Here is a 26,362-nt window from a genome sequence, read left to right as displayed (position 1 = left end):
ATTCATGACAGGGGCTGCCGCCCGAGAAGAATGGTCAGCACCGCGCCGTCCCCCCGGCGGCAGCCCCTGTCATGAATGGCAAGGCCCCTGGACCCGTGCCTCCGCGGGAGCCTGACGGTGCGGTCGTTCGACCGACCCCACCCAAGACGCTGAACGAGCTCGACGAACTCAGGAACCAGGCCCATACCGGTCCCCAGGTGGATCCCGAGCTGGCAGCGGCGGTGGGATTCACCCACTTCGACGTCACCTCCAGCCAGGACAACCTCATCACCGTGCTGCTCACGCGTGAGGATTTGCACCTGCTCGCGTCCCAGACGTTGGTCCGGGTGAGGTCGAGGGAGGACAACCGCGCCTACCTGGGCGTCGTCGTGCGGGGCCCCTTCGCGGAACCGAACGCGGTGCCCGCCAACTCCACCATGGCCATTGGCGTGGTCACCCACGGCAAGAAGCTGGCGTACACATTCGACTATCACGGGCGCGCGGAGATTGAGATTGTCGGAGAGGAAGTCGAAGGCACGCTGAAGCCTCCCCGCTTCCGGCCCCGGCCGCAGAGCCCCGTCTACCTGCTCGACGAGGCGGAGAGCGCTCGCGTGCTCGGCGTCGGCGGCGACATGTGCCTGGGGCTGGTGGTCGGGTACGAAAAGATGGAGGCCCGGCTCAATCCCCGGGACAAGTCCATCCTCCCACGCCACACGGGCATCATCGGAACAACGGGCGGCGGCAAGTCCACCACGGTGGCCACGCTCATCCACCGAGCCCAAGCGGATGGCATCGCGACCATCGTCTTCGACGTGGAGGGTGAATACACGCACGTGGACCAGCCCACCGACCATGCCGCCATGCTCGAGGCGCTCAAACGGCGAGGCCAGCGTCCGCAGGGCGTCAAGGACCTGCACATCCACCACCTCACCGGGCGCGACAGCCTCAATCCGCGACACCGGAACAAGCACGCGTTCTCGCTCAAGTTCTCCAGCCTGTCTCCGTACGCGCTCGCGGAGATTCTCGACATGTCGGACGCACAGCAGGAGCGGTTCCTCAAGGCGTACGACGTCACCAAGCTCTTGCTCGAAGACTTCAACATCTACCCGCAGACGGAAGAAGAGCGCCGCCAGGTCCTCGACGTGGACGAACTGTCCACGGGCTTTCCGCACATGACCATCGACCACGTGCTGGACGTGGTCAGCGCGTACATCTACAGCCTCAGTGACGAAGGCAAATCGGAGACGCGTGGCAAGTCACGCGCCACCCCTCGGAAGCAGGCGTCCCTGCTCGAGGAGAACGACGAAGCGGAGGCCGACCCGGACGTCACGGCCAAGGCGCCATCGCGCGGGCTGATGCTGCGCACAGAGTTCAGGAGCAACTTCGGCCGGGTCATGGCGCGCGTCATGGCCCAGAGCAGCCGGCACGAAATCAGCTGGAAGGCCCTGGCCAGCAAGCTCCACCGGCTGCGGCGCCTGGGCATCTTCGACGTGGGCAACGAGCAAGGCGTGGCCTATGAGTCCATGCTCACACCCGGGCGCGTCTCCGTCATCGACCTGTCGGACACGGACTCACCGCAGCTCAACAACCTGGTCATCGCAGACATCCTGCGGGGCCTCCAGGAAGCGCAGGAGCGACGCTACGAGCGGGCCAACGCGAAGGACCAATCCGTCACGCCGGTCCTCATCATCATCGAAGAGGCCCACGAGTTCCTCTCCGCGAACCGCATTGCCCAGATGCCCGTGCTCTTCGAACAGGTGGCGAAGATTGCCAAGCGGGGCCGCAAGCGCTGGATGGGGCTCGTCTTCGTCACCCAGCTTCCGCAGCACCTGCCCAACGAGGTGCTGGGCCTCATCAACAACTTCGTCATCCACAAAATCGCCGACAGCTCTGTCATCTCGCGCATGCAGAAAACCGCGGGCAGCATCGACGAGAGCCTCTGGAACCGGGTGTCGCGGTTGGCCCCCGGTCAGGCACTGGTGTCGTTCAGCAACTTCACCCGGCCGCTGATGGTCGCGGTGGACCCCGCACCGGTGAAGCGGCTGCTGGTGGAGTGACACGCGCCTCGCGTTTCATCCTCCTGACACCTTGGGTGCGGGGGACTGGACGCGCGGGCCAGCCCTGGCCAGAAAGCGGACATGAACCGACACATGAAGGCCGCGCTCGCGGTCCTGGCCCCGCTGCTCCTCACGGCTTGCAGCGGAACCTCCGACGATGACGGCGATGCCTGCGCACAGGTGCGGGTGTTCGCTCGGCCTGCCTCGGGCGGCGCCGAGTGCCGGAGCTTCGCGACGCCGTGCGACGTGCCTCAGGGGTACGTCGAATGCTGCGGTGCGTTCCATGGCGATTGCGTGTCCACGGGGACACGCTGCGTGGACGATCCGCTGGATGCCTGCTCGCCTGGCTCGGGAGCAACGGACTGCCCCGGCATCTGCCAGTGACGCCGGGCGCGGGAGACTACGGCGTCTTGTTCTTCTCGCCGGGGGACCTCGACGCGTCCTGTCCCTCCTTCTTCCGATAGCCCCAGGTGGAGCTCCACATGCCGGGCCCCGTGAAGATCACGGTGATGAGCGTCATCACCGCTGCGCCGATCAGAATCTCGACCACCATGCCGCGCACTCCCCTCCGCACAAACTGTCCGTACGGTAATCTCGAAACCCACCGCCGTGCGTTCTCATGCCGTAACGCCCAGCAGTAGGCAATGCGCGTGAGATTAGGATGCCTCCTAGTGACACTGTGCCCCGCCTGCCTGCCCGCGCCCGGGCCGCGATGGGCTAGTCTCACGGCCCCATGTCACGCCCCCTTCCCTCCGCGTCGAGGGACCGCAAGCGCCTCCGCGCCGCGGCCCTGCTGGCCGCCCTCTTGTCGCTGTCCGCCTGCGAGGGGCGTGAAACACCGCCGGGGCCGAATGAGCCGTGTGTCGGGGCTGACTGTGGACCGCAGCAACCGCCCGACACTGCGCTCGAAGGCAGCGTGCGCATCGCCGCCTTCAACGTGCAGCGGCTCTTTGACACGGTGTGCGACTCCGATGCGTGCGGCGGCAGCAACTACGAGGCGCTGCCCACCCCCTCCGAGTTCGGTCTCCAGGCGGACCGGCTCGCGTCCGCCATCTCGCGACTGAACGCCGACGTGGTGCTCTTGGCGGAGGTGGAAACCCAGGCCTCGCTCGACGCGCTCACGTCACGGCTCCCCCGCTTCGGCTATTCGGAGCTGGGCGAGACGGGCGCCGCGGCGTCCGTGGACGTGGCCGTCCTCTCCGTTCACCCCATCACCGACGTCCGCGGGCATCGGGAACGCACGCTGTGGCGCCCGGATGGCTCCGCCACCCGGTTCTCCCGCGAGTTGCTGGAGGTCCACCTGGACGTGGACGGGAAGAAGGTCATCGTCTTCTCCGCGCACTTCCGCTCCAAGTCCAACGACGACGCCGGGCGCCGCTTCGCCGAGGCCGTGGCGACGCGGGACATCGTCGCGGGCGCGGCCCAGGCGGCTCCAGACGCGCTGGTCGTCCTCGGGGGAGACCTCAACGACGTACCGGGCTCGGAGCCCATCACCGCGCTGGAGCGCGACGACGCGCTGCTGCGCGTCTCCAGCGACCGGCCGGCCAGCGAGACGTGGACGTACACCTACCACGGCGACCGCCAGGCCATTGACCACCTGTACCTGGCGCGCGGCGGGGGCTCGTATGTGCCCGGCTCGTTCCGCACGGCGAGGGACCCACGGGGCGGCTATGGCGGGTCCGACCACGCCGCCGTGTACGCGGACTTCCTGCCCGCGCCCTGAGGCCGGCTCAGGCCGTCGCGGGAATGGCCTGGATGTCGAGCTCGAGATCGATCTTCTCGCTGACGAGCCAGCCGCCGTTGTCGAGCGTCTTGTTCCAGCGGATGCCGTAATCGGTGCGGTTGACGGTGGTGCGCGCCGAGTAGATGAGCCGCGAGTTGCCCCACGGGTCCTTCGACGTGCCGATGTGCCGGGCGTCGAAGGCCACCGGCTGCGTGACGTTGCGGATGGTGAGGTCGCCCAGGAGCCGGAAGCTGGCACCGCCCGCGGGTTCAATCCTGGTACTGCGAAAGGTGAGCTTGGGCGCGGCGTCGGCGTCGAGGAAGTCCGGTGAACGCAGGTGCGCGTCCCGGTCTGACGAGCCCGTGTAGATGCTCGCCGTTTCCACGGACATCTCGACTTCACCCTGAGTGGGCTGCTCGGGATTCACACGGAGGATTCCGGAGAAACGCTCGAAGCGACCGTGGACGCGCGCCACCACCATGTGGCGCGCGACGAAGAGGACGGACGAGTGGGAAGCGTCGATGTTCCAGGTGCTGACAGTCATGGGAGGGCGCTCGGCGGATGAGGGGGCGGGAAGAACCGGTGCGCGCCGGGGGGCGCAAGCCAACCCTGACTAGATAATGACCCACTCATTGAAACTCCATGCACACGGTGTGACGAAGCCGACTGCACGATGAATCGCGCGCGAAACACGACAGTCTGGAACTTGTGAGGGTCCGTCTCACCCTTCCGCTTGAGCGCGGGTTGCGGGGTGTGGAGTGGACGTTCCTGCATCGCCCGCGTCGCCGGTCCCCGACATCAAGCCGCTGTCATTTTGCGTGAAGCTTGAAACGGGGGGATTCTGCTTTCACGGCCAGGCCGGGGGGAGCCGAACCATGTGACAAGTGCTCCTTGCCGCACCGTGGCCACGCCGCCTCGTCTTGGAGCCACGTCATCGCATGCGGATTGCCGTCATCGCCACGTACACGCACCCCACCCGGCTGCGTCTCAAAGAGCCCTCCATCATGCAGTCCTCCGTGCCGGAGCTCATCGCCGGCCTGTGCCCCCCGCACGCGGAGGTGGAGATCTTCAACGAGAAGGAGCGCGACATCCCGATGGACCGCCACTGGGACCTCGTCTTCTTCTCCTATCTGCACTCCTTCTACGAGCACACCAAGGTGCTCTCCACCCTCTTCCGCCAGCGAGGCATGACGACGGTCGCCGGCGGCCGCCATTCCAGCTACTTCCCGGACGACGCCCAGCAGTACTTCGACGCCGTCATCACCGGCGAGCCCGAGGCCAACGTTCCCGCGCTCATCGAGGACTTCGAGAAGGGCCAGCTCCAGCCGCGCTACCAGCGCCCGCCGCTGGGCCCCGCCGCCATCCGGCCCTACCGCTACGACCTCATCGACTTCACCCACAACAAGCTGCGCCTGCCCGGCATCGAGGCCTCACGCGGCTGCCCCTTCTCCTGCAACTTCTGCGTCCTCACCGGCAACGAGCGCTACCGCTATCGCCCTGTCGCCCACGTCATCGACGAAATCCAGCAGCACATGCACTGGAACCCCAACTTCATGGGGCTGATGGATGACGCCTTCGTGTTCCTCGACAACAACCTCGGTGGCTCACCGAAATACCTGCGCGAGCTGTGTGAAGCCCTCATCCCGCTCAAGAAGACGTGGGGCTGCGCCCTCACCTTCAACGTCCTCAAGGACGAGTCGCTGGTGAAGCTGATGGCGAAGGCGGGCTGCCGCTACGTCTACACCGGCCTGGAGTCCCTCAACCCCGACTCCATCAAGGCCATGAACAAGGGCCAGAACAAGCTGAGCGAAGTGGACGCCGTCATCCGCCGCGTCTTCTCCGCCGGCATCCTGTTGTCCTTCGGCCTCATCGTGGGCTCGGACGGAGACACCAACGCGTACCTGGAGAAGCTCCCCGAGTACCTCTCCGACCTCCAGTACTTCTCCGTCACCTTCCTGGGCATCGTCTGCCCCTATCCGGAGACGCCCTTCTTCCGCGAGCTCCAGGAAGAGAACCGCCTGCTGCCAGGCACCTTGAGCCGCGACTACGACGGCTACACGCTCTGCCACCGCCCCAAGAACCTGGACACATCCGAGGTGGTGGAGCACTTCCACCGGCTCTGCGCGCAGCTCGGCAGCCTGCCCAACATCGCCCGCCACTACTGGTCCAAGCTCACGATGAGCGACATGCCCCGGTACAAGCAGACCATCCTCTTCTCCGGGCCCGAAATCGTGAGCATCCGCAACCCGGTGAAGAACACGGCACGGCGCTACATCGCCGGGCAGGACGCCCTGGAGTACTGGGACACGCAGCAGATGGCCCAGCTGGGCCTTCAGCCGCAGCGGCTCACGTGAGCGCCGCCGCCAGCATCGGCGCCGTATCCTGTGGACCGGACTCCAGCCGCGCCACCCGCCGCAGCTCCGCCTGCGCGTCGATGGCGGTGAAGATGCCACGCGCACGGGCGAGCAACGCCGTGCGCCGGTGAGGCAACGCCGCCGCCGCGTCCAGGTAGGCCACGCCCGTCTCCCAGCGGTTGGGCGTGGCTTCCAACACCTCGAGCGCGCGGTCGAACAGCGGCTCCGCGGCCTTCGCGCCCCGCTTGAGCGCCTTCGCACGCGCCATCACCCGCATGGCCGGACCGCGCAGGTAGGGATAGAGCGCCCCCAACGCCCGCGCCTTGAGCGCGCAGCGGCGGTACAGGGCCCACAGTTGCTCGCGCGGCACGGAGACAGCGCCCTGCTCCAGCGCGAAGAGCGCGCCCTCCGCCGCGTCCACGAGCCCAATCTGGAGGAAGGGCACCAGCACGTGGTAGCGCCACAGCGCCTCGTCGGCGCGCACCGCCATCAGCGCGGCTTCCTCCACCTGGTGCTCGCGCACCGCCACGTTGACCAGGTGATTGAGGCTGGCGCACTGGTTGGCCAGGTCCTGGACGTCGATACTGATGCGCAGGCCCTCCTCCAGCTCCGCGCACAGCTCCCCGACATCCCCATCGCCCCGCAGGTAGCGGCACATGGGGACCCACGCGTGGGACCAGCCCTGGTGCATCAGCGCGTTGAGCTCCACGCCCACGCGGCCCATCTCGAGGTAGGCACGCTCCGCATCCTGGAAGCGCGAGGCCAGGAACTGGCTGGTGGCCAGCATCATCAGCCCCGTCTGCACCTCCCACATGTCCCCCACCTGCCGCAGCAGTGACACCGCCTGCTCGCCGTACTCGGTGGCGCGGGCCTGCTCGTTGGTGAAGATGGACTGCGTGGCCAGCCGGCTCAACGCCACGCCCTCCGCCGCCGTATCCCGTGAGCGCCGCGCATGCTCCAGCGCGCGCTGGCACCAGTGCCCCGAGCGCCCCACCATCCCCGAGCCGAACAGCAGCGAGCCGTAGTAGCTGGTCGCCAGGCTCAGGCCGTACTCACTGCGCGAGCGCTCCGCCATCGTCGTGGCCACCAGCGTGGCCCAGGTGAGCTTCCCGATGTCCGCGAAGTAGTAGATTTTGATGAGCGAGATGAGCGTGGACAGCTGCTTCAGGTACAGCGGCAGCCGCGCGCCCAGCGGCCGCACCAGCCAGGGGAACAGGCCGTAGAGCAGGTGCAGCCCCATGGCGAGCACCGAGCGCAGCACCAGCGCCGCCATGCTCCGCGGCATCGTGCGCCCCATGAGCTCCAGCGCCGTCTCCAGCTCCTGGATGGCGCGCTTCGACTCGCCCTTCTCCTGGTGGGCCCTGCCCAGGCCCAGGTGAATCTCCGCGCGGCGCGGCACCTGCTCCTCGTCCGCCAGACACTGCTCGAACATGAGGATGGCGCCCGCGTAGTTGCCCGCGTTGAGCAGGGTCTCCGCCAGTTCCTTCATCACGACGTGCGTCTTGAGGAGGACCTCCTCCGGGTCCAACGCCACGGTGCCACCCAGAATCTCCATGGCCCGGTTGTAGTGGTGGACGGCGTCGTCGTTGGCGTACTGCTCGCGCGCGCTGCGCGCCGCCATCAACGTGTACTCCAGGCCCTTCACCTCGTCGTTTCCAGCCAGCGAGTGGTAGGCCAGGATGCCCGCCGACTTGACGGGGTTCTCCCCGGCGCGGGCCTCGATGAAGCGCGCCATGCGCCGGTGCAGGTCCTCGCGCGCGGACACCAGCAGCGTGGTGTACGCCACGTCGCGGATGACGATGTGCTTGAAGATGCAGGTGAAGGGCTCCTCCAACTCCAGGAGGATGAGCCCCAGCCGCGTCAGCGTGTCGATGGCCTCGCGAATCCGCTCCGGGGACACCGAACCGGGCGCCAGCGCGGCCACCGCCTCCAGCGTGAAGATGCGGCCCACCACGGAGGCGACGCGCACCACCAGCTTCTCCGTCTCCGTGAGCAGGTCGATGCGCGCCAGCACCACGTCCTGGATGGAGTCCGGCAGCTCCAGCCCTTGCAGGCTGCGCTTGAGCTCCAACCGCTCCGCGCCCGGCGCCACCGGTCCCAGGTAGCCCTTCTCCACCATGCCCTGGACGATGGACTCGGTGAAGAACGGGTTGCCCTGCACCTTGGCCAGCAGCAGGTCCTCCAGCGCCGTGTCCGGCGTCTCCATGCGCAGGTGCAGCCGCAGCAGCGCCCGCGTGTCCTCGTCATCCAGGCTGGACAAGTCCAACCAGCGCAGCCCGGGCAGCCCCTTGAGGCCCTTGAGGTGCTCGCCCGGCCGCATCGTCACCAGCAGCGTCACCCGCAGCGGAGACAGTCGCGCGGCGACGTACTCGATGAGGTCGACGGAGATGTTGTCGGCCCAGTGCAGGTCCTCGAAGAAGAGCAGCACCGGCGTCTGGCGCGACACCTTCTCCAGGAGCTGGAGGATGACCTGGAAGAGCTTCTGGTTCTTCCGCCGGGCATCCAGGTCGCGCGTGAGCGGTGACTCCTCCACGGGCAACCCCAGGATGCCCGCGAGCACGGGTATCCATTCCGGCCCCGTGTCCTCCAGGCCCGCGAAGCCCTGGCGCAGCTGGGACAGCTGCGTCTCCACGTCGTCGCCTTCGTGCAGTCCGAAGAGTTGGACCAGCACCTCCTTCCACGGGAAGAAGGGCGTGAACATCTCATACGAGTAGCAGATGCCGTAGAGGCTGTGGGCCCCTCGCGTCTCCGCCACCTCCACCACCTTCGCGCCCAGCCGCGACTTGCCGATGCCCGCCTCGCCCGACACCACGCAGATGCGGCCGTGGCCCTCCAGCGACGCGTCGACGTCCTGGCGCAGCGCCTCCAACTCGCGCTGCCGGCCGACGATGTCGCCCTTGCCCTTGAGGAACAGGCTGCGGCGCACCTCCGCCGACAGCCGGTAGACAGGCACCGCGCGTGACACGCCCTTGAGCCGCGCGTCCTCCACGAACGCGGTGTCGAAGCCGCCCTGGTGCAGCTTGCGCTCCGTCTGCGCGTCGATGTGGATGCCGCTGCCCTGCCCGTGCGTCATCAGGCGGGCGGCCATGTTCACGACTTCGCCGAGCGCGGAGTACCCCTTGCGCCAGGGCGAGCCCATGTCGCCGAAGTAGGCCGGACCGGTGGCGATGCCAATCTGCAGCGATGAGACGAAGGGGAAGGACTCCCGCTCCCGCATCAGCTTGCACGCGAGCCGGCAGGCCAGCACCTCCTTGCTCTGCAAGGCCGTGGGCGCGCCGAAGATGACGTAGAGGACGTTCCCCTTGTCGGTGAAGTCCGTCATCAGCAACACGCCGCCGTGGTGCGCGCTCTCCCGCTGGACGTATTCGTAGAAGGCGTTCAGGTCGCGGGTGAAGTCCTCCGGCCGCGAGGACGCACGCTGGCTGTCGAAGCGGAGGAAGAAGCAGGTGACGTCGCGAAAGTCGCCGCTGAACTCCTGGTGCGCCGTCGTGATTTTCGTGAAGAGCACCGGGTGCAGCAGCAGCGAGCACCGGGCCACCATCTCCGGCCCGGAGGGCAACACGAAGCCGGGCGCTGGAGGCACGCGCAACGGCACGGTGGGCGCCAGGCGGTAGGCGTTGCCGCGGGCCTCGCCTTGACGGGCCGGCTCCGGCAGCAGGGCCCACGCCTCCGGGCTGAGCAGCACCTCCCCCACCGTGGCCCGCTTCTCCGCCGCCACCGCCTGCGCCAGCGGCTGGCCGATGAGCGCGGGGTGCATCCACATGCCCGTGGCGCCCAACACCACCCGGTGGGCTTCGCCGAACCCGATGCCGATGCGCGACGACACGCTGAAGCGCTGACCCAGCAGCTCCAACTGCGCGAAGCGGGACAGCCGCTGCTGGACGTCCAACGCACACCGGGCCGCGCGCTGCACCGCGCCGCTGGCATCCACGCCCGGCTCCACCTCGAAGCAGGCCAGGATGGAGTCACCGGCGAACTGGTAGATGTCGCCGCCGTGGTCCTTCACGACGTCGATCATCTCCGTGTAGTAGCTCGTCAGGAGCCGCTGGAGCGCATCGATGCCCCGGGGCCCGGCGCCGCTCAGGCTGACGACGATGGGCGTGAAGCCCGCGATGTCCAGGAGCAGGATGGCGCCTCGCACCGGCTCCACGAGCGGCAGCGCGTGCGCCTCCGTGCGCTCCAGACGCCGGAGCACGGCGCCGGGGATGTAGGGCGCCAGCGTCGCGAGGATGGGGTCGATGTCCACCGGAGACATGGCCGTGCGCTCAGCCCAGGGCGTTGAAGCGGATCCACATGGCCAGCACGCCTACCACCGCATAGAAGCCAATCTCCACCGTCTCCGACACCGGCTGCGCCTTCTTCAGCGCGCCCCAGGTGTGGACAACCACCATTCCCGCACACACCCAGCCGATGAGGTCGAAGATGGCGGGGCCTGGCCGTGACACGAAACGGGCCGCCGTGAGGATGATGGCCAGCGCCACCGCTCCAAGGCAGCGCCCGAAGTACACCGTGAGGTGGTTGTTCCCCTCCGGCAGCCGCCACCCGAACCAGCGCGCCCACGTCAGGGGCATCAGCAGCAGGGGAATCGCGAAGACGACCAGGAAGAGCGTCCCGGCGATGACGAGGAACCAGCTGGCGAGCGGATGGTCGGGACTGATCATGATGGCGCACTCGAGATGACGCGGCCCGCCCTGCCTGGGTGGTCCCCGCCCGTTCCCCCGAGTGCATCATCCTAGACGTTTTCCAGCGACTACGGCACGGCCAGCCGGAGCGGATCACGCACCGCGGCCCGGAGGAACTCGGCCACCCGCTCCAGGGAGTCCGTCCGCTCCAGCTCCGCAGGGAAGCGCCGGAACGCCTCCGGCGGCCCGTAGAGGATGACCGGCTTGCCATAACGCAGGGCCAGGACCGCCTCGGCCACCGTGCCCGCGCCCCCGGGCAGCGACACCAGGGCGTGCGGCGTGAGCACGTTGATGTGATTGCGGCTGAGCGGATCCGTCCCCTGCTCTCCGCTGAGCGGCAGATGCGTGTAGATGGGCAGCTCCACGTTGGGATTGGGGTAGCCCGAACGGGGCCGGTACTCGCCGCCCTCCACCGTGCCAGGGACGATGCCAATGGAGATGCCGTGCCGGTACTCCACCTGGACGAAGGCATCCGCCGCTGTCCGCATCACCCCGCTGCCAGCGCCCGTGAGCAGGTCGAAGCCCGCCTCGGCGATCCACCGGACCAGCGGGATGACCCGCTCCGCGTGGTCCTCCTTGCCAGAACCGAAGACACCGATGATCCGCCGTGGCCTGCGCATGGGCTCTGCTCCTTCCCCCGGTATGACGGGCCCGTCCTCCAGCTTGTTCCAACCGCGCGCCGTATTCCTCTCACGACGGTTCATTGCCCCACATTCCCCCCGCCGGGCGTTCACCGATGGAAGCCTTCACACGTGGAGCGTGACGGATCGGACGCTTCACCTGTCAGACCCCCTCTCTACCTTCATCGGCATGCGACTGGAGGTCGTTCATGTTCGACAGTTGTGGAGGATGTGAGCGCCGCGGAAGCGCCGGTGAAGTGTTCGACTGGTGCGCTCACTGCGAGCTGTCCCTGTGCCCCCGCTGCATGGAGCGCGGCTGCTGCGACAATGAGCCCGCCGAGTCCGGCCGCGCGGCGCCCCGGTGCCTGCCAGAGCCTCCCGAGGACGAAGAGGCCACGGCCCTTCCCGAGCACTTCGGCGGCCGGTGCTGCACCCGCGCCCGCGCCGTGGCCTGCTCCTGCGCCTTCCACTGGATCTGCGCTCACCACGGCGATCAGCACATCGGCACGCATGACTGACGTTCCCGTTCTCCGCTGGGAACGGATCTCCAGGCGCTGGGCCCGACACATCCGGCTCCGCCCGGAAAGTGACGTTTCACCTGGTATTTTCCGGGCAGGCCAGATTGCTCAGTTCCTGAGAGGGTGTGAAGATGCGTGTGAGACAGCTTTTGTGTCTCACCCCCACCTTGCGCCCCTCCGAGGAGCCTCCCGTGAGTCCCCCCTTCGCGCGTCCCCGCGAGCTGGCTGTCACCGTGGAGACGTCGCTGCCCGCCGCGCTGCCCTCGCACGCCATCGAAGTAGACGTGGGGGTGGCCCTGCCTGTCGCGTTCGGTGGGCTGAGAAAGGTCCTTCGCGCGTGTGAAGCCGCCGCGCCCCAGGTCGTCCACACCCTGTCCCGCGCGAATCCCTCCGAATGGAACCGGCTGTTTCCCGGCGCCATCGACGGCGTGCCGGACCTCGGTGACCTGGCGCTGACGCCCTCCGAGCGCCGCCTCCACCGCGAATCGGAGCAGATGTTCTGGGTCCTCAACGTGGCCGCGAAGGCCATCGTGGAGACACTGCGCGTCAGCGGCCGGCCCCTGGTGCTCCATGGCGCGGGTGAATGTGACCTGGTGAGCCTGCGCGCGGTGATGCGGGCGACCGAGTGGAGCCGCTTGGAAGGGCTGGATGGCACCCTGTTGTTCACCGGGTGGAACGTGCGCCGGCCCCATGGCGCGGAGTCCTTCGAGTCCCGGCGGCAAGCCTACCTGGATGCGCTGTGCGACCGGATGCGTGCGCCCCGCGTGCCGACGCCCGGTCCGGTGTCATCGCGCGCGCAGGAAGCGCCGGTGGACCTGGAGGGGCGCTATCTCCAGGTCGCCGTGGACGCGGCCCAGGCGCCCGAAACCCGGGTGGCCGCCGCCATCCTCGCCATCCGGAGCTGCTTCTTCACCACCAACTACGAAGGCGCCATGCTCGCCGCCGAGCAGGGGCTGGCGGTGCTGGAAGCGAACGCGGACGCGGCCTTGGCGTCTCGCGTGGTCCAGGCCTGGGAGACGCTGGACACGGGCTTCGCCACGCCCGCCATCGAGATTGACCGCGCCAGCCTGGGTGACGTCGAGGAGCTGAAGGCCCTGTTCGCGCGCAGCATGGGCGTGGTCCATGTCTACACCGGCGCGCACGACGCGGCGATGGAGGCCTTTGGGCGAGGGCTGGCATGCCGGATTCCGCCCGAGCTGGTGGCGCGGCTGCACATGTTCCGCGCGCTCACCCTGACGAAGCGCTTCGGACAGCTTCCCAACGCGCGGACGGAGGTGGCCGCGGGACTGGCCGCGCTGGAGCGCAGCACGTCGCCGGACCGGGCGCTCCAGGAGGGCTGGCTGCGCAATGTCTGCGCGCTGACGTGGTTCCTGGAGCGCAAGCTGGACATGGCGCTGGTGGAGGAGAAGCAGGCCATGCGCTGCGTGGGGGACCTGCACGACGCGAGCGCCACGCACCTGAAAATCAACCTCATCTCCAACGCCAGCTATCTGCAGGAGACGGCGCGGCAGTTCGGTGATGCCATCTCCACGTGGCGCCGGTTCGAGAAGATCAGCGAGAGCTGGGGCGTGAACTTCGCCAAGCACCACCGCTACCGGCTGGCGGGGCTGGAGCTGGCCGCTGGCGAGCGTGACGCGGCGGTGGCCCACTTCACCGAGGCGTTCGCCAACGCCGATGCGCTGGGTGACTCGTTCCACCGGCAGGTGATTGCCGCGGAGCTGGGACGCTTGTTCCTGGACGAGCAACAGCCCGCTGTCGCCGTGGACTGGTTCGTTCGCGCGGAGGAGCATGCGCGCGCCATTGGGGACCCGCTGAAGACGGCGGAGAGCCTGGCTGGTCAGGCCGTGGCGGCTGGGCGCACGGATTGGTCAGAGGCGGTGCGGTGCGCTGAGGCAAGCACGACGTGGCCGAAGCAGACGGAGGCGCTGAAGGCCGCGCTCGCCCAGGGGGATGCGAAGGCGGTACACGCAGTGCTGCCTCGCGCCCGGACGAAGCTCAACCGCCCGTTCGACCCGGTGAACCTGTACTGACGTCCCACCGGCGCGCATCAGCGCATCCGCGAGCGCCGAGCACCTGCTCAGCGCGTTGCGAGCGGAGAACCGTCGGTGAGACGCGCGGGCGAGAAGGGCTCGGCGGCGGCGCAATGGCCGTGCGCCACGAGCTCCGCGAGCAATGCACCGGTATACGCGCCGGTCAGGATGCCCTGGCCACTCAGCCCCGTGGCGACGTAGGTGCGCCGGGTGCCGGGATGACGACCGATGTACGGGTGGCCATCCGGCGTCGCGGCCCGAAGCCCCGCCCATGCGCGGACGAACCGGGCGTCACGCAGTCGCGGCGCCAGCTTCGCGACGGTGGCACTGAGGTGCAGCAGGCCCGCGGGCGTCACCTGCTCCACGAAGCCCGCGTCCTCCTCCGTCGCCCCCACGACGATTTCGCCCGAGCGCCACGGCGCCAGGTACGAGGGCCCCGAGACGACGCGCGACAGGTGCAATCCCGGCTGGTGCACCACCAGCATCTGCCCACGCAAGGGCTTCAACGGCAGCGAAGGCAACCCCTCCACGCCCGCCGACCAGGGCCCCGCGCACACGAGCAACTGGTCCGCCCGGAGCGTCTCCCCTTCCGTCTGGACCTCGACCCCCGTGGAGGATTCGGAAACGGAGCGCGCGGCCACGCCCAGCCGCAACCGCACGCCCACGTGAGCAGCGGCCTTCAGGAGCGCGTCGACGTAGCCATCCGTGTCCACGAGGTGGCCCTGGTCCGTCTCGAAGGCCCCGAACAGCGGCGTGCCTTCCAGCGCGGGCTCGAGCGCCACCAGGCTCGCGGCGTCCCGCCAGGTGCCCAGTCCTTCCGCGTCCGCCACCGCTTTCGCCGCCAGCGCATCGCGCGCCTTCGCGTCCGCGACGACGCGGAGGATGCCGTTGCCTCGGCGAAGCTGGTCACCGCCCGGAAGCGAGGCCAGGTCCTCCGCCAGCGTGCCGCGACCCGCCCGGGCGAACGCCAGCATCACCGGGTCATCGAACAACCGCACGGACGGAATGGCGACTCCGGCGGCGGCGCGCGAGCCCCGGCCTCCCGGATCCACGGCGTCCAGCACCGTGACGCTCGCGCCCAAAGCAGAAAGCCGGCGCGCGGCCGAAAGGCCCACGACACCGGCTCCGAGAATCAAGATGTCGGCCCCAGGCTTCATTTCACCTGAGACGCTTGGCGATGACGTGAAAGCCACCATCCACGTAGATGAAGCCGTGTCGCTCGGCGCGCTTCACCACCGCGTCCAACTGGGTGTAGCCCACCAGCAATTGAAACCCGAGCCGCGTGGACTCCTCAGTGATGGCAGCCACCACGAGGTCGACCGCGGCGCTTCGCTCTTCCTTGGACAGCCCCGGCGCGGCCACCAGGGTTTCAATCATGGCCAGCGAGCTGTCGGTCCGGTAGAGGAACCCCGCCGCCTTGCCAGGAATGATGAAGCCCGTCTGAGGAAGCGTCTCTGGCGTGACGGCATCGCCCCAGAACTGCAGCCACTCCTGCACTTGAGCGAAGTGCAGCTCTGGGACGTAGAGGATGGGCGTCATCCGGCGATGCTATTACGAAACCAGGAACTGCGACATGCGCTGCGCGGACAGCTCGGCCGCGTTCTTCATGCCCAGCTGGCTCAGGCCCGTCTTCGCCGTGTTCTTCATCAGGTCGCCCAGCACGTCGGTGACCTTGCTCTTGCCCGTGGCCAGATTCAGCGCGCCGCTCAGCAGGCTGTTGCCGCCCGCGCCGTCCATGAGGAACTTGCTGGCGAACTTGCCCACTGTGCTCTTGAAGGCGCCGCCACCCGGAATCAGGTCCGTCGCCGCGCCCATGAGCGCCTGGAGCGGGTTCTTGCCCTGGATGAGGCCGCTGGCGAAGCCCATCGCCGCGCCCAGCAGCGGGTTGACCGCGGACACGAACGGCTTGACGACGTTCAGCACCTTGCCAACGATTCCCTTGAGACCGCCCATGGTAGTTCCCCTTGAGAGGATGGCTGTCGTGCAGCCATCAAGTGCGTCCGATGTAAGAATTGTCGGGAGACGGGCAGATTTGTTTCCCTGTTACCCGAAAAAACCGGACGCCACTCAAAAGCCCATTTGAATTCAAGGACTTAGCGCCGGGGCAAGGCACCGAGGATTCCGGGAAATGCTCCCCGGGCCTGATCCACCGCCGATCAATTCTTGTCGGTGGAGGGCTTCTTTCCCTCTGCGGCGTGCAGATCGCTCGCGGACGTCCCCTTGCGGCTTTCGGGAGCGCCCGTCTGCGCCGCGTCGGACGCGAGCGCCGACTTGAAGCGAGCGTCCGCGTCCTGGTCGCTGAAGCCGTCCCGCTGATGCGCCCGGCTGATGACGACGCGGCCGTCGACGATGTCCTGCAGGTGCCCCTGAAGCTCCTCGATGGTGGGCACGTTGGGGTCCTGGGCCTTCAGCTCCTCGTCGGGGACGATCTGGATCTGGGGCGGCTTCTCCGGGTTGAGGGCATAGTCGATGATTTTCTCGACGTACTCCTCGACGGGCACCTTGAGCAGACGGGCCTGCTCCTTCACGTCCGCGTCGGCCAGCAGCTCCGCGCGAACCTCCTCCACCGGCCGCTTCAGCTTCTTGACGGGGGGAGCGACGACGTTTTCACCGGACATTGACTGTCTCCTCAAAAGGACCCGAAATCCTGGCAAGGCGGGAAGCACCTCCAGGCCGGGGAAGGGACCATTCTGGTAGCCGATGCGCCCCGGTTGTCAAAGGGCGTCAGGCCGGTCCTTCGCTCCAGCGGGTGAACTGCATCCGCAGCTCGCAGGTGTAGCGGCCCCGCTCGTCCTTCAGCCAGAGCTGCTCCGGTGCCGGGTACATCTCCTCCACGGACAGTCGCTCCGCATCCCGAGCCAGGTGTGACAGCAGGTCCACCGCGAAGGGGCTCGCGGTGTCGATGAGGTACGGCTTGCGCTCCTTCGAGCTGCGCATGAACACGAAGCGAGGCCACCCACCCGCGCGCCGCTCCCGCTGCACGGCGAGGAAGAGCTCGAAGCCCGCGGGCCGTGCCAGTCGCTCCGCCGCCAGGTTCCAGCGCTCGCGCTGGTACACCGCGCCGCCCACGCTGAGCCGCGGCAGGTGACTGCCCTGCGTCCGCAGCGGCGCGTGCAGCACCTGGGAATGCGCCAGCGCCGCGAACGGTGGATAGGACGAGAAGTCATCGAGCGGCAGGTACAGGCTCAGCCGCTCCCCCTTCCCGTCCACCAACACCGGGCCTTCACGCGTGGGGAGGACCTTCACGTCCCCCGGCGTCAGGGCCCCCTCGTCCACGTCCAGCACGTCCGACACCGAGTACACCAACCGCCGTCCCGGATAGACGTAGAAGCCCTTGTTGCGCCTGCGGATGGCCAGCCCCACGAGCCCCCGCGCCGCGGCGTCCTGTTCCAGCCAACGCGAAGCGACCGAGGCGTACCGCTCCCGCTCGGGCTGGAACGCGCTCAGCCAGCTCCACAGCAGCAGGTGGTGGTGGACCCGCGCCAGCATCACCTCGAAGCCGCTTCCGTCCGGCTTCGCGGCGAGGCACACGTCCGGCAAGGCGTAGCGCCCGCCCGGCATGGACGTGCCCAGGAAGTCCACGGGCAGCGTCCGCGCGCGGCCCTCTTCGGACTCCAGCATCACCGGCGGCACAGGCGAGAAGCGGCTGCCCGTGACGCCATCGGGCCGCAGCCGCACGGCGTAGTCCAGCAGGTCCATGGGGCCCGCATCCGGGCCCAGTGCGTCGCGGACCTGCTCCCGGAAGCCCTGTTGCACCTTCTCGCCATAGGCGGCCGACAGCTCCAGCGCGCCGGTCAGCGCCGCCTCCAGCTCCGCGGTGAAGGTCGCGCCGAAGCGCAGCCGGAAAGGCGAGCTCGCCTCCTCGTAGAGGATGAGCCGGTCCGCGTAGACCTGTCCGTCACCTCGGCGCGAGGGCTTGCCCGTGACCTCCGTGAAGGCGGCCTCCAGGCGCGGCAGCAGCTCGCGCCGCTGGGCCAGGTCTCCACTTTCGAAGTCCGCCTTGAGCCGCGCCAGGGTCTCAAACCGCTCCAGCCAGCGTGTGCGCGCCTCCAGGTCGGGGAGCGCCGCCACCGCGTCCCGCACGCTCTCGAAAGTGCTGAAGTCGTTCGGCCGGAACGGCAGGCCCCAGAGCAACAACGCGGTCTTCACCAGCGGCAGCGCCTGGCGCTCGACGTCCACGACGGGAAGGCCAAGCACCCTGGCCGCCTCGGCGGGTGTGGGATGCTCGCGCAGCACGGATAGCAGGCGCTCCGCCTCGGGTGACAAGGCGACGTCCAGCTTCAGCGGCTCGCAGAATGCGCGGCCCGGGGTCACCGTGAAGAGCGGATTGAGGCGCAGCGGCAGGTGCGGGCGCAGCGTGCGCTCCCGCCCCACCGCGCGAGCCAGCTCCGTCACCGCCCAGAAGGAGAAGAATGTGCGGCGGCGCGTGTTTCCGCTGGGCACCGTGCGCACGTCGTAGCCGTCATCGGTGGTGCGCTCGCCGTAGGAAATGGGGCCGAAGAAGCTGGTGGTCTCGTTCTTCGCGCAGAAGCGCTGGAGGTAGGTGTAGACCTGCCGCTCCACCCGGCGCGCATCGGACGTGTCCGGCCGCTCCCCGCCGCGCAGGTAGCGCACCCAGACGTTGTCGAACATCGCCGGGCTGGAGAGGAACACGGCCTCCTGGATGGCGGGCTCCGCCGCTCGCTCTCGCAGTTGCCGTCGCAGTGTCTTTCGTTCCGCGGCGTAACCCGCCTGAACGGACTCGCGACGCTCCTGATAGCGAGCCCATGCGTGCTGACACGACGGCCCCAGCCGTGCGTCGATTCGGGGCTCACGCCCCTGGGACAGCGCATCGAGGAGGGCTTGAGCGCCGGACGCGCCCTTCTCCGCGCGCACGGCGTCCACGAGCGCGTCCTCCGCCTCGAGCAAGCGGGCGACGTCGTCCAGCACCGCCTGGGACATCCCCAGCGACTCCAGCCAGTCGAAGGGAAAGCCCGCGTGCCGCAGCACGAATACCTCGCCCAACGTCCAGGGCTCGCTCATCCGTTCACCCTCGTCAGCACCGATCTGGCCACCAGTGTGTCCACCAGCTTCTCCCGCTGCGCCTGGGGAACGGCCCCCAGCACGCTGGCCACTTCCATGGGGCGGACGAGGCCGGCGAGCTTCGGCGCCAGCCGCGCGTCCATCGCGAGCACCGAGCCCGTGCGGAGGTTCGCCGCGAACCACGACGGCTTCGGAGCACCATCCAGCCCCGCCGGGAGCTGGACCCATGCACAGTCCGCATCGAGCTGGATGGCCGCTGCGCTCATGTCCGTTGCACGGGGCCGAGACACCTCGGGAAGACACGCGGCGGCAACCCGGCCCGGGCTCAGCGGCCCTCGCGCGAGCAGCCGCGTCGCGAGTCCAGCAAGCACCTGCGGCACACGGGCACTGGGAATGGAACGGGCGTGCTCGAAGGGCCGGCTCCTCGCGAGGTCCCGGTCGTCGGGAGGCGCGCCGACCTTCACGTCCGGCCACAGCATCGGGCGGCCACTTTCGGGAGGCGTCCGAGGCCAGTGGAAGGGACGCACTCCCGCGAGCTTGTCGAACACCGGCTCCGCGTCCAGCACAGCGAGCGTCGCGTCGAGGTCCGCTTCATCGACGCCGGGCGCGCCAATCCACCACTCCGCCACGAGGTGAACCCCCGCGTCCCGAAGCCGGCGAGTGCCCTGAGCCAGCGCCTCTCGGGAGACGCGCGCACCCAAGGGGTCGATCCAGGCGTCGCTGTCCACGGCGCAGAACCCCACGACGGCCACCTTGCAGCCGCTCTCCACCAACACGTCCGGATGCAGGAGCGAATCGAGCGACACATGCCCCGCCCACCCCTCCGCGCCTCCCGTGAGGGCGCGCACCGTGTCCAGAGGGGTGGCCCTCACTTCCAGCGCCTCGGAAAGCCAGACGAGTGACGTCGAGACCGCCTCATCCAATCCGGGTGACACGCGCCAGCGCAGTGGGGCCGCGTCCACGAAGGTGGCGCGCTGGAACACGGACAGTTGAGCCAGGACGGCCCTGTGCGCCCAGGCGAATGGCCCCGCGACTTCGAGCGGCACCTGCTCCGGACAGGCCCGCGCCAGCCAGGCCGCAGCAGGCAGTTGCAGGTCGCGTTCGAGCCAGAGCCGCACGCGATCGGCACCGGCGAAGCGAGCAGCGGCGAGGGGCAGGTCCTCCCGATAGGACGCGAGCTGGTCCAAGGAGCGCAAGACGTCCGCGCTCCGCTCGGTCGTGCCGCCTTCCAGCTCCACATCGTCCAGCCGGAGGTGCACTCCGTCGGGCGGCCCCGAAATGGCGGAGAGCACCGCCCCCAGCGCGCGCAGGCGGGTGCTCACGCTCGAGTCCGCGCGGCCATGCACCGACTGGGCGGCACGCAACAGCAGCAGCTCTCGCATCGTCTGCGCGGTCGCAGGAGCTCGCTCGCGTGCGGCGGCGGCGGCCTCCACCGCGTCGTGGGCGAAGACGCGCCGGCAGAAGTCGCGGGCCACGTCGACGCACTGCCACCCTTCCGGCGCCTCGGGGACGAGCGTTACGTCGCGGTGAGGTGGCAGGACGAGCAACCTCATTCCCGCGCTCCGGCAGCGGACTCCGAGCCCCACATCAGCGTGCAACGGAGCTCCACGGTGTGGCGCCCGCCCGAGGCACTTCGCAGCCAGAGCTGGTCCGGCGAGGGCAGCATCTCCGACAGGAGGACCTCCTCCTTCTGCTCCAGCAGGTTGAGGAAGACGCGGAGCAGTGGCGGGCTGCGCACGTCCACCAGCACCGGCTTTCGCTCGTCCTTGAACTTCGCGAAGACGCAGTCCGGCATCCCGCGCTCGCTCCACACGCTCACCGCCGCGCGAAGTCTCGCCGAGTCATCGCGGCCCGCGAGCAGCGCCTCCCGCTCCGCCTGCGACAGCCGCCACTGCTCGCGCTGCACGACCACACCGCCCAGGGTCAACCGAGGCGTGTGGTCGCCCAGCGACACGCGCAGCGGGCGGATGCGCGGCAGGGAGAAGGCGGTGTGCACCAGACTGTCCAGCTCACCGTTGTAGAGACACACCTCGGAGCCCAGCCGCTTCGACACCAGCCGCGCCCGCGTTCCATCACTCTCCACGAACAGGTCATCCAGCGGCAGCCGCCACGCGGAGGCGCGGGCACTGACACCGCCCAGCTCCACCACGGGCCCTGGGAACTCCGACGGCAGCAGGCCCGTGCGCCGCGACGCCAACACCGTCACCAGGGGCACCGGCCTGCTCAAGGCGCCGAGCGCCCGCACCATCGCGCTCTCCACCCGGCCGCGCGCCTCGTGGAACTGGAGCGCCCAGCCCCACACCAGCGCCGTGTCGTGCACGTCGCCCATCACCAGCTCGTACTCACCTCGGCTCCAGGCCTCCACGTCCCGGGCCCCCACGAGCAGGTCGATGGACGTGACGAGCGGAAGCGCCTTCGCGTCTCCGTCCAGCGACGGCGGCGTCACCGAGCCCAGGTCCGCGCAGCGCGCGGACGCGTCTCCCACTGCGCCAGCCAGCACCTCCGCCACCGAGCCATCCAACGGCACCGGCCGGTCCGAGTACGCGGCCGCCACCTTCCAGAACGGCACCGTGCGCGCCCCCACCAGCTCCGCCACGGTGGCGCGAGCGGCCTCCCGGGTCCGCCGCGCCGCCGCTCCCATCCACGCCAGCGCGGGCTCCAGGCGCGTCACCAGCTCACGCGCCCGCTCACCTCCGGCCTCCAGCCGCAGGTCACCGCCGCACTCCTCCCGGAGCGCCAACCGGTCCTGGTAGAAGTTGTGCGACTCCGTCGCGGGCCCTCGCTCGGATGGCGGCGCCACGCCCCACTGCTCATTCGCGCGCTTCGCGAAGGCGGCCTGGAGCGCCATCTTCCCCGCGGCATCCGCGGCGCCATACCCGGCCATCAACGCCAGCAGCGCGCTCAAGCCCTCCACGTGCCGCCGGGCCGCGGAACACGGCAGGCCCGCAACGCGCTCGGCCAGGTCGTCCACCGGGTGATGCGTGGCCGCGGGCACCTCGAGCTGGTGCGTCAGCAGGCCCTTCTCGCAGCCCATCCGCGCCGCCTCGCGCGCCAGGCCCGGGGCCACGCCCAGCGATGAGGCGAGCCCCGCGAGCGTGCGCGTTCCATCCACCGCCTCCACCAACCGGGGCAGCAACGCCTCCGCGCTCTCCGGCGCGGGCAGCGTCTTGCGCGAAGGCACCTCCGCGAAGGCCTTGCGGCGCAGCACCAGCCACGCGGCGACCTCGGGGTCGAAGGCGATGGCGCGAACCAGCCCCTGCACCAGCCACGACGCCGCGAAGGTGTTCCGCCCCGTGAGCACCTCCGGCCCGGACCAACGCAGCGTCACCCCCGTCGGCGCCGCAGCGTCCGCGCGGCCGTAGTTGATGGGACCGAAGAAGCCCATCGTCTCGTTCTTCGCGCACATGCGCTGCAGGTAGCTGGCCATCTGCCGCCGCAACCGCGCGCCGTCTCGCCCCTCCAGCAGGTCTCTCGCCACGGGGGGACTGGAGCTGGCCACCGCCTCCAGGAAGCGCGGCTCCTGCCGCAGGGCCCTCAGCGCGTCCTCCACCGCCAGGGACTCCTGCTTCATCGCCGCATGAAAGGAAGCCTCCGCCTCCTGCGCGGCCCGGGCACGGTCGTTCCATTCAGCGAACAGCTCGGGTGACTCCATCCCCTCGATGTCCACCGGGCGCCCGGCCTTCAGGGCCGACAACACCGCGCGCGATGGCCGCTTCACCCGAGGGCCCTGGGCTCTCAGCGCCTCCAGCTCCCGCCGCGCCGAGGCCAGTTGGCGCGCGGCCCGTGCGGCCTCCGGGCACCCCAGCCGCTCCAGCCAATCGAAGGGAAAACCCGTGGTGCGAACCACGAGGTGAGGGAAGAGGGTCCAGCCCTTCATGCGTTTCGCACCCTTCGTCCGGGACGCCGCTCGGCGCCCGGCAGCGCGCCGCTCAGTTTCGCGGTTGCGACTTCACTTCGATTTGCTGTCCGGGCACGGCCATCACCCACAGCTTGCTGACGCCGCTGGGGCAGCGCACCAGGACTTCCAGCTCCCGGCCCGCTTCGATTCGTGCCTTCAACAGCGGCGTTCCACCCGGCAGCAACGTGCCACCGACGTGGACCTCACAGCCAGGGGCCGCGCCCGTCACGCTCAGCAGGCCCGTGGTGCCAGGCTCCGGCGAGGCGTCCGCCAGCGTGCGCACGTCGATGCCCTCGCGCTGCTGCGTGGTTCCGAACCGCCGCAGCTTCCCCTCCACCGCCGTGGAGATGAGCAGCGGGCCACCCGACGGGTCATGCACCTCCGTCCCCGCCTCGTGGCGCAGGCCGCCGACGTAGACGTGCTCCCCGGGCCCCACGTTGACGAAGTTCGAGCCGCCATCGCGCATCATCACCACCGCCACCACGGCCAGCACCAGGGCGCCGCCACCGACGATGCCCAGCAACTTCCAAGGGGGCTGCTTGTCCGCCGGTTTCTCCGCGGGCGCGGGCGCGGGAGCGCGGCTCGCGGGAGCAACGGGCCGCGGCGGAGGCGGCTGGGCGGGACGGGCCGCGCTGGCGTGAGCCCCGTGCCCCAGCCCTGGCACCGGCCCGGACGGACGCGGCGGCGGCGCTGGCATGGCGGGCTGTGGCTGAGAGGCACGCGGCGCGGGAGCGGGCCGAGGCGGCGCTTCCGTCCGAGGCGGCGGCGCGCCCAGGTTGAGCGGCACCACCTCGGTGCGGTCGTTCGCGTCGTCCTCGGACACGGAGATGCCGGGGAAGGAGTCGTCCGCCGGAGGCGGCGCGGGAGGCCGCACAACCGCGCTGGCGACGCCCACGGGCCGTGGCGGGGGCGGCGGGGGAACCGGTGGGCCCGGGCGAGGAATGCCGCCACTGCCGCTCATCCCAGGACGGCTTCCGGCCATGGGCACACTGCCCCGGCTGGGCGTCCGTCCATCCGTGGGCGCGGCCATCTCCCCACTGCCGATGTTGCCGCTGCCACTGCCCGAAGGCACCGGACGCGGGTGGCTTCCCGTCCCGCCGACGGCGGACGGCGCGAACTCCACCAGCCGGTCGCCCAGCGTGTCCCGGAAGAACTGGGCCACCGCCGCGGGCGACGAGTTGAGCCGGTGATGCGCCATCACCGCTTCGATTTCCTCGCGCAGCGCGGCGGCGGACGGCGTGCGGCGCGCCGGGTCCTTCACCAGCGCGCGGAGGACGAGGTCGGAGACGTCCTGCGGGATGTTCGGCTTGAGCTGCGAAGGGACTGGCGCGGGGTCCCGGACGATGGCTTGCAACGTCGCCGCGTCGTGGTCCCTGCGAAACGGGAGCGTGCCGGTGAGGAGTTCGAAGAGCACCACGCCCAACGCGAACACGTCGTTGCGCGCGTCCAGCGTGCGCCCGGACGCGGCCTCCGGGGAGATGTACGAAATCTTCCCCTTCAGCACGCCCGCCTGCGTGTGCTCCTCGCCCGCCACCTTGGCGATGCCGAAGTCACTCAGCTTGATGGCGCCGTCCAGCGAGATGAGGACGTTGTGCGGGCTGACGTCCCGGTGCACCACCGGGTGCGGCGTGCCCGCGGGGTCCACGTAGGCATGGGCGTAGTGAAGGCCCGCGGCCACCTCCGCGACGATGCGCAGTGCATGCTCCAGCGGGAGCGCCAGGCCCTTGCGCCGCAGCTCGATGACCAGCTTCTTCAGGTCCGGCCCGCGCACGTACTCCATGAGGATGTACGCGACGCCATCAGACACGCCCACGTCGAACGTCTGCACGACGTTCGGGTGCGTCAGCCGCGCGTTGGCGCGGGCCTCCGCGAAGAGCATGTCGACGAACTCGGGGTTCTCCGCGAACTGCGGGAGAATCTTCTTCATCACCAGGAACTTCTCGAAGCCCTTCACGCCCACCTGCTTGGCGAGGAAGACCTCCGCCATGCCGCCCTGCCCCAGCCGCCGGATGATGTTCAGCTTGGTGCTGCCCAGCGAGTTGGAGATGTCCGTGGACGCGCCCTGGCGGGCCGCCGGGTCGATGTTCGTGGCGCCGAAGAGGTACTGACTGAGGGCGCGCGTCTCCAGCGCCTCCATGTCCTCCAGCGGCCGGTCCGTCAGCTGCACCCGCGCCAGCAGCCCCTGGAGCTGGGGCATGTGGGGGACGCGCGCGTTGCCGCCGCAGATGGGGCACGGCACTTCCACGCCGGACGCCTGCGCCCGCAGCCTGGCCAGGTAGTCCGCGGCCTGGAGGCGCTGGTGGCTCACCTGCCCGCAGTTGCGGCAGTCACACGGCAGCCACAGCGTGGCCAGCCGCACCGGCAACACCTTGGCCGAGCGCGCCAGCACCGCCAGCGCGGGTGGCGGCACCCGGCACAACACCACGTGCGCGCCCTGCGCCGCCGTCTCCAGCACCTGCTCCAGCTTCGGCAGGGCCTCCGGCTCCACCTTGCTGACGTGGCTGAAGTCGAAGCCGACGCGGCCCTCCAGGCCCGACGCCAGCCGGCGCACGTTGAGGTCCCCCTTCAGCGCGCTGGCCAGGGTGATGTACGTGATGTCGTCCTGGATGATCTTCAGGTGCTGCGACAGCTCCGGCTGCTCCGCCGGCATGCTGGCGCGCAGGTAGCGCATGACGACCGGGTCCACCTGACCGAACTGCTGCCGCCGCGCGTAGTCGAAGAACTCGCCCGGCAGGTCCGCGAACTCCAGCGGCCCCTGACACACGGGGCAGGAATGGTCGGGCGCGCGTTCCTCGGAGATGACCTGCGCCTCGTCCAGCAGGTTCACCAGCCGCAGCCGGTCCTCGTTGCAGGCGCGGCAGGTGTAGGGCGCCAGCACGGAGAGGACGCGGGCGACGCCGGCGAAGCCCTCCACCATGTTGAGCTGGTCCACGATGACGGGCGGCGCGTGGACCACGTAGAGGCCCAGGGCCCCCTGGGGCAGCTTGGCGGCGAACTCAATCCACCGCCGCACGCCGAAGGAGCTGATGCGCTCCACCTGCCCCAGGTCCACCACCAGCAGCCCGCTCATCTCCGGGCTGGCGGACGTCAGTGGGAATGTTTCGTCGATGACGCCGGAAATCCGGACGTGGGTAATCGTCCCCACGCGGAGCCGGCTGATGATGGCGTTGGAAACCTGGCTATCCACCGGCCCTGACCTCATTGAAGACAGAACAGCAGCGACTTGGGTTGTGTGGCGCGGCGGCGGGCCTCCCCCAGGTCCACCACGCACAGGACTCGTGACTCACGGCCAGCGGCCACACGGACGGCCACCACATCGCTGTGCTCCAGGATGCGCCGCAGTCCCAGCCCCGCCCCTCCTCCGGACGCATCCACCTGGACGCGCCCGCGGAGAAACCGGCGGACAAGCAGCCCCCTTGGAAGTTGCTGGGCATCGTCGGTGGCGGCGCCCTGGTGCTGGCCGTGGTGGCGGTGGTGAT

The 26,362-nt window shown here is 69.5% G+C and carries 19 protein-coding genes and 1 pseudogene; 6 read left to right on the top strand and 14 right to left on the bottom strand.

Features of this window, described 5'->3' with window-relative positions:
- Positions 1-71: 71 nt before the first annotated feature.
- On the top strand, positions 72-2,036 hold the full coding sequence (locus tag FL344_RS32435; RefSeq protein WP_141593592.1) for an ATP-binding protein: 1,965 nt from the start codon (positions 72-74) through the stop codon (positions 2,034-2,036).
- Positions 2,037-2,117: 81 nt separating this feature from the next.
- Entirely contained in the window at positions 2,118-2,420 is a 303-nt protein-coding gene (locus FL344_RS32430; RefSeq protein WP_141593591.1) for a hypothetical protein, read from the top strand.
- 16 nt (positions 2,421-2,436) lie between these two features.
- On the opposite strand, the gene FL344_RS38730 is transcribed toward FL344_RS32430, so the two are convergent.
- A complete protein-coding gene (locus FL344_RS38730; protein WP_194858624.1) occupies positions 2,437-2,589 on the bottom strand; it encodes a hypothetical protein in 153 nt (50 codons plus the stop codon).
- Positions 2,590-2,769: 180 nt separating this feature from the next.
- Here FL344_RS38730 and FL344_RS32425 point away from each other — a divergent pair, with 180 nt between their 5' ends.
- Positions 2,770-3,759, top strand: coding sequence for an endonuclease/exonuclease/phosphatase family protein (locus FL344_RS32425; RefSeq protein ID WP_141621246.1), 990 nt, complete (start codon positions 2,770-2,772; stop codon positions 3,757-3,759).
- Between the two features lie 7 nt (positions 3,760-3,766).
- Here the strand turns inward: FL344_RS32425 and FL344_RS32420 are convergent, their stop codons facing one another.
- On the bottom strand, positions 3,767-4,303 hold the full coding sequence (locus tag FL344_RS32420; RefSeq protein WP_141593589.1) for a YceI family protein: 537 nt from the start codon (positions 4,301-4,303) through the stop codon (positions 3,767-3,769).
- Positions 4,304-4,697: 394 nt separating this feature from the next.
- Here FL344_RS32420 and FL344_RS32415 point away from each other — a divergent pair, with 394 nt between their 5' ends.
- Positions 4,698-6,113, top strand: coding sequence for a radical SAM protein (locus FL344_RS32415; protein ID WP_194863335.1), 1,416 nt, complete (start codon positions 4,698-4,700; stop codon positions 6,111-6,113).
- On the opposite strand, the gene FL344_RS32410 is transcribed toward FL344_RS32415, so the two are convergent.
- The 3 genes from FL344_RS32410 to FL344_RS32400 form a co-directional block, all read right to left on the bottom strand.
- A complete protein-coding gene (locus FL344_RS32410; RefSeq protein WP_141621244.1) occupies positions 6,106-10,368 on the bottom strand; it encodes an AAA family ATPase in 4,263 nt (1,420 codons plus the stop codon). The two genes, FL344_RS32415 and FL344_RS32410, sit on opposite strands and share 8 nt — an antisense overlap.
- A 10-nt stretch (positions 10,369-10,378) precedes the next feature.
- The gene (locus tag FL344_RS32405) at positions 10,379-10,774 is read right to left on the bottom strand and encodes a hypothetical protein (protein WP_090494100.1); all 396 of its coding nucleotides are present in this window, start codon (positions 10,772-10,774) and stop codon (positions 10,379-10,381) included.
- A gap of 89 nt (positions 10,775-10,863) precedes the next feature.
- Positions 10,864-11,415, bottom strand: coding sequence for a molybdenum cofactor carrier protein (locus tag FL344_RS32400; RefSeq protein WP_141621243.1), 552 nt, complete (start codon positions 11,413-11,415; stop codon positions 10,864-10,866).
- Between the two features lie 209 nt (positions 11,416-11,624).
- On the opposite strand from FL344_RS32400, the gene FL344_RS32395 reads away from it, so the two are divergent.
- Both FL344_RS32395 and FL344_RS32390 read left to right on the top strand, forming a co-directional pair.
- Positions 11,625-11,933 carry a hypothetical protein gene (locus FL344_RS32395; protein ID WP_141593586.1) on the top strand — a complete coding sequence of 103 codons (309 nt, stop codon included), beginning with the start codon at positions 11,625-11,627 and terminating at the stop codon, positions 11,931-11,933.
- A 191-nt stretch (positions 11,934-12,124) separates the two neighbouring features.
- A complete protein-coding gene (locus FL344_RS32390) occupies positions 12,125-13,963 on the top strand; it encodes a hypothetical protein (protein ID WP_228565533.1) in 1,839 nt (612 codons plus the stop codon).
- Between the two features lie 47 nt (positions 13,964-14,010).
- On the opposite strand, the gene FL344_RS32385 is transcribed toward FL344_RS32390, so the two are convergent.
- The 9 genes and pseudogenes from FL344_RS32385 to FL344_RS32345 form a co-directional block, all read right to left on the bottom strand.
- Positions 14,011-15,120: an FAD-binding oxidoreductase gene (locus FL344_RS32385; protein ID WP_228565532.1), complete on the bottom strand. Its 1,110-nt coding sequence runs from the start codon at positions 15,118-15,120 to the stop codon at positions 14,011-14,013.
- Between the two features lies 1 nt (position 15,121).
- Positions 15,122-15,502 (bottom strand): hypothetical protein, encoded by a 381-nt coding sequence (locus FL344_RS32380; protein ID WP_141593583.1) that lies wholly within the window; start codon positions 15,500-15,502, stop codon positions 15,122-15,124.
- Between the two features lie 12 nt (positions 15,503-15,514).
- Positions 15,515-15,916 carry a hypothetical protein gene (locus tag FL344_RS32375; protein WP_141593582.1) on the bottom strand — a complete coding sequence of 134 codons (402 nt, stop codon included), beginning with the start codon at positions 15,914-15,916 and terminating at the stop codon, positions 15,515-15,517.
- Positions 15,917-16,119: 203 nt separating this feature from the next.
- Entirely contained in the window at positions 16,120-16,581 is a 462-nt protein-coding gene (locus tag FL344_RS32370; RefSeq protein ID WP_194863334.1) for a hypothetical protein, read from the bottom strand.
- Between the two features lie 106 nt (positions 16,582-16,687).
- A complete protein-coding gene (locus tag FL344_RS32365) occupies positions 16,688-18,985 on the bottom strand; it encodes a lantibiotic dehydratase (RefSeq protein WP_141621240.1) in 2,298 nt (765 codons plus the stop codon).
- Entirely contained in the window at positions 18,982-20,538 is a 1,557-nt protein-coding gene (locus tag FL344_RS32360) for a hypothetical protein (protein ID WP_141621239.1), read from the bottom strand. The genes FL344_RS32365 and FL344_RS32360 overlap by 4 nt, the downstream gene beginning before the upstream one ends.
- Positions 20,535-22,862 (bottom strand): lantibiotic dehydratase, encoded by a 2,328-nt coding sequence (locus tag FL344_RS32355; protein WP_141621238.1) that lies wholly within the window; start codon positions 22,860-22,862, stop codon positions 20,535-20,537. Before FL344_RS32355 ends, FL344_RS32360 begins: the two co-directional genes overlap by 4 nt.
- Positions 22,863-22,914: 52 nt before the next feature.
- Positions 22,915-26,070, bottom strand: a complete 3,156-nt coding sequence (locus tag FL344_RS32350; protein WP_141621237.1) for a serine/threonine-protein kinase — start codon at positions 26,068-26,070, stop codon at positions 22,915-22,917.
- Positions 26,071-26,081: 11 nt separating this feature from the next.
- Positions 26,082-26,362 (bottom strand): annotated as a pseudogene (locus tag FL344_RS32345) (hypothetical protein); the annotation flags it as partial.

The sequence above is a fragment of the Myxococcus sp. AB036A genome, assembly GCF_006547355.1.
Taxonomy (GTDB): domain Bacteria; phylum Myxococcota; class Myxococcia; order Myxococcales; family Myxococcaceae; genus Myxococcus; species Myxococcus virescens.
The sequence above is the reverse complement of the archived record's forward strand: the minus strand, read 5'-3'. Positions and strand labels throughout refer to the sequence as shown.

Coding starts and splice junctions, on each gene's coding strand:
- FL344_RS32410 (WP_141621244.1), bottom strand. CDS start 10,368: ATGTCTCCGGTGGACATCGACCCCATCCTCGCGACGCTGGCGCCCTAC.
- FL344_RS32360 (WP_141621239.1), bottom strand. CDS start 20,538: ATGAGGTTGCTCGTCCTGCCACCTCACCGCGACGTAACGCTCGTCCCC.
- FL344_RS32380 (WP_141593583.1), bottom strand. CDS start 15,502: ATGACGCCCATCCTCTACGTCCCAGAGCTGCACTTCGCTCAAGTGCAG.
- FL344_RS32355 (WP_141621238.1), bottom strand. CDS start 22,862: ATGAAGGGCTGGACCCTCTTCCCTCACCTCGTGGTTCGCACCACGGGT.
- FL344_RS38730 (WP_194858624.1), bottom strand. CDS start 2,589: ATGGTGGTCGAGATTCTGATCGGCGCAGCGGTGATGACGCTCATCACC.
- FL344_RS32375 (WP_141593582.1), bottom strand. CDS start 15,916: ATGGGCGGTCTCAAGGGAATCGTTGGCAAGGTGCTGAACGTCGTCAAG.
- FL344_RS32370 (WP_194863334.1), bottom strand. CDS start 16,581: ATGTCCGGTGAAAACGTCGTCGCTCCCCCCGTCAAGAAGCTGAAGCGG.
- FL344_RS32400 (WP_141621243.1), bottom strand. CDS start 11,415: ATGCGCAGGCCACGGCGGATCATCGGTGTCTTCGGTTCTGGCAAGGAG.
- FL344_RS32415 (WP_194863335.1), top strand. CDS start 4,698: ATGCGGATTGCCGTCATCGCCACGTACACGCACCCCACCCGGCTGCGT.
- FL344_RS32420 (WP_141593589.1), bottom strand. CDS start 4,303: ATGACTGTCAGCACCTGGAACATCGACGCTTCCCACTCGTCCGTCCTC.
- FL344_RS32365 (WP_141621240.1), bottom strand. CDS start 18,985: ATGAGCGAGCCCTGGACGTTGGGCGAGGTATTCGTGCTGCGGCACGCG.
- FL344_RS32435 (WP_141593592.1), top strand. CDS start 72: ATGAATGGCAAGGCCCCTGGACCCGTGCCTCCGCGGGAGCCTGACGGT.
- FL344_RS32395 (WP_141593586.1), top strand. CDS start 11,625: ATGTTCGACAGTTGTGGAGGATGTGAGCGCCGCGGAAGCGCCGGTGAA.
- FL344_RS32385 (WP_228565532.1), bottom strand. CDS start 15,120: ATGAAGCCTGGGGCCGACATCTTGATTCTCGGAGCCGGTGTCGTGGGC.
- FL344_RS32430 (WP_141593591.1), top strand. CDS start 2,118: ATGAACCGACACATGAAGGCCGCGCTCGCGGTCCTGGCCCCGCTGCTC.
- FL344_RS32425 (WP_141621246.1), top strand. CDS start 2,770: ATGTCACGCCCCCTTCCCTCCGCGTCGAGGGACCGCAAGCGCCTCCGC.
- FL344_RS32405 (WP_090494100.1), bottom strand. CDS start 10,774: ATGATCAGTCCCGACCATCCGCTCGCCAGCTGGTTCCTCGTCATCGCC.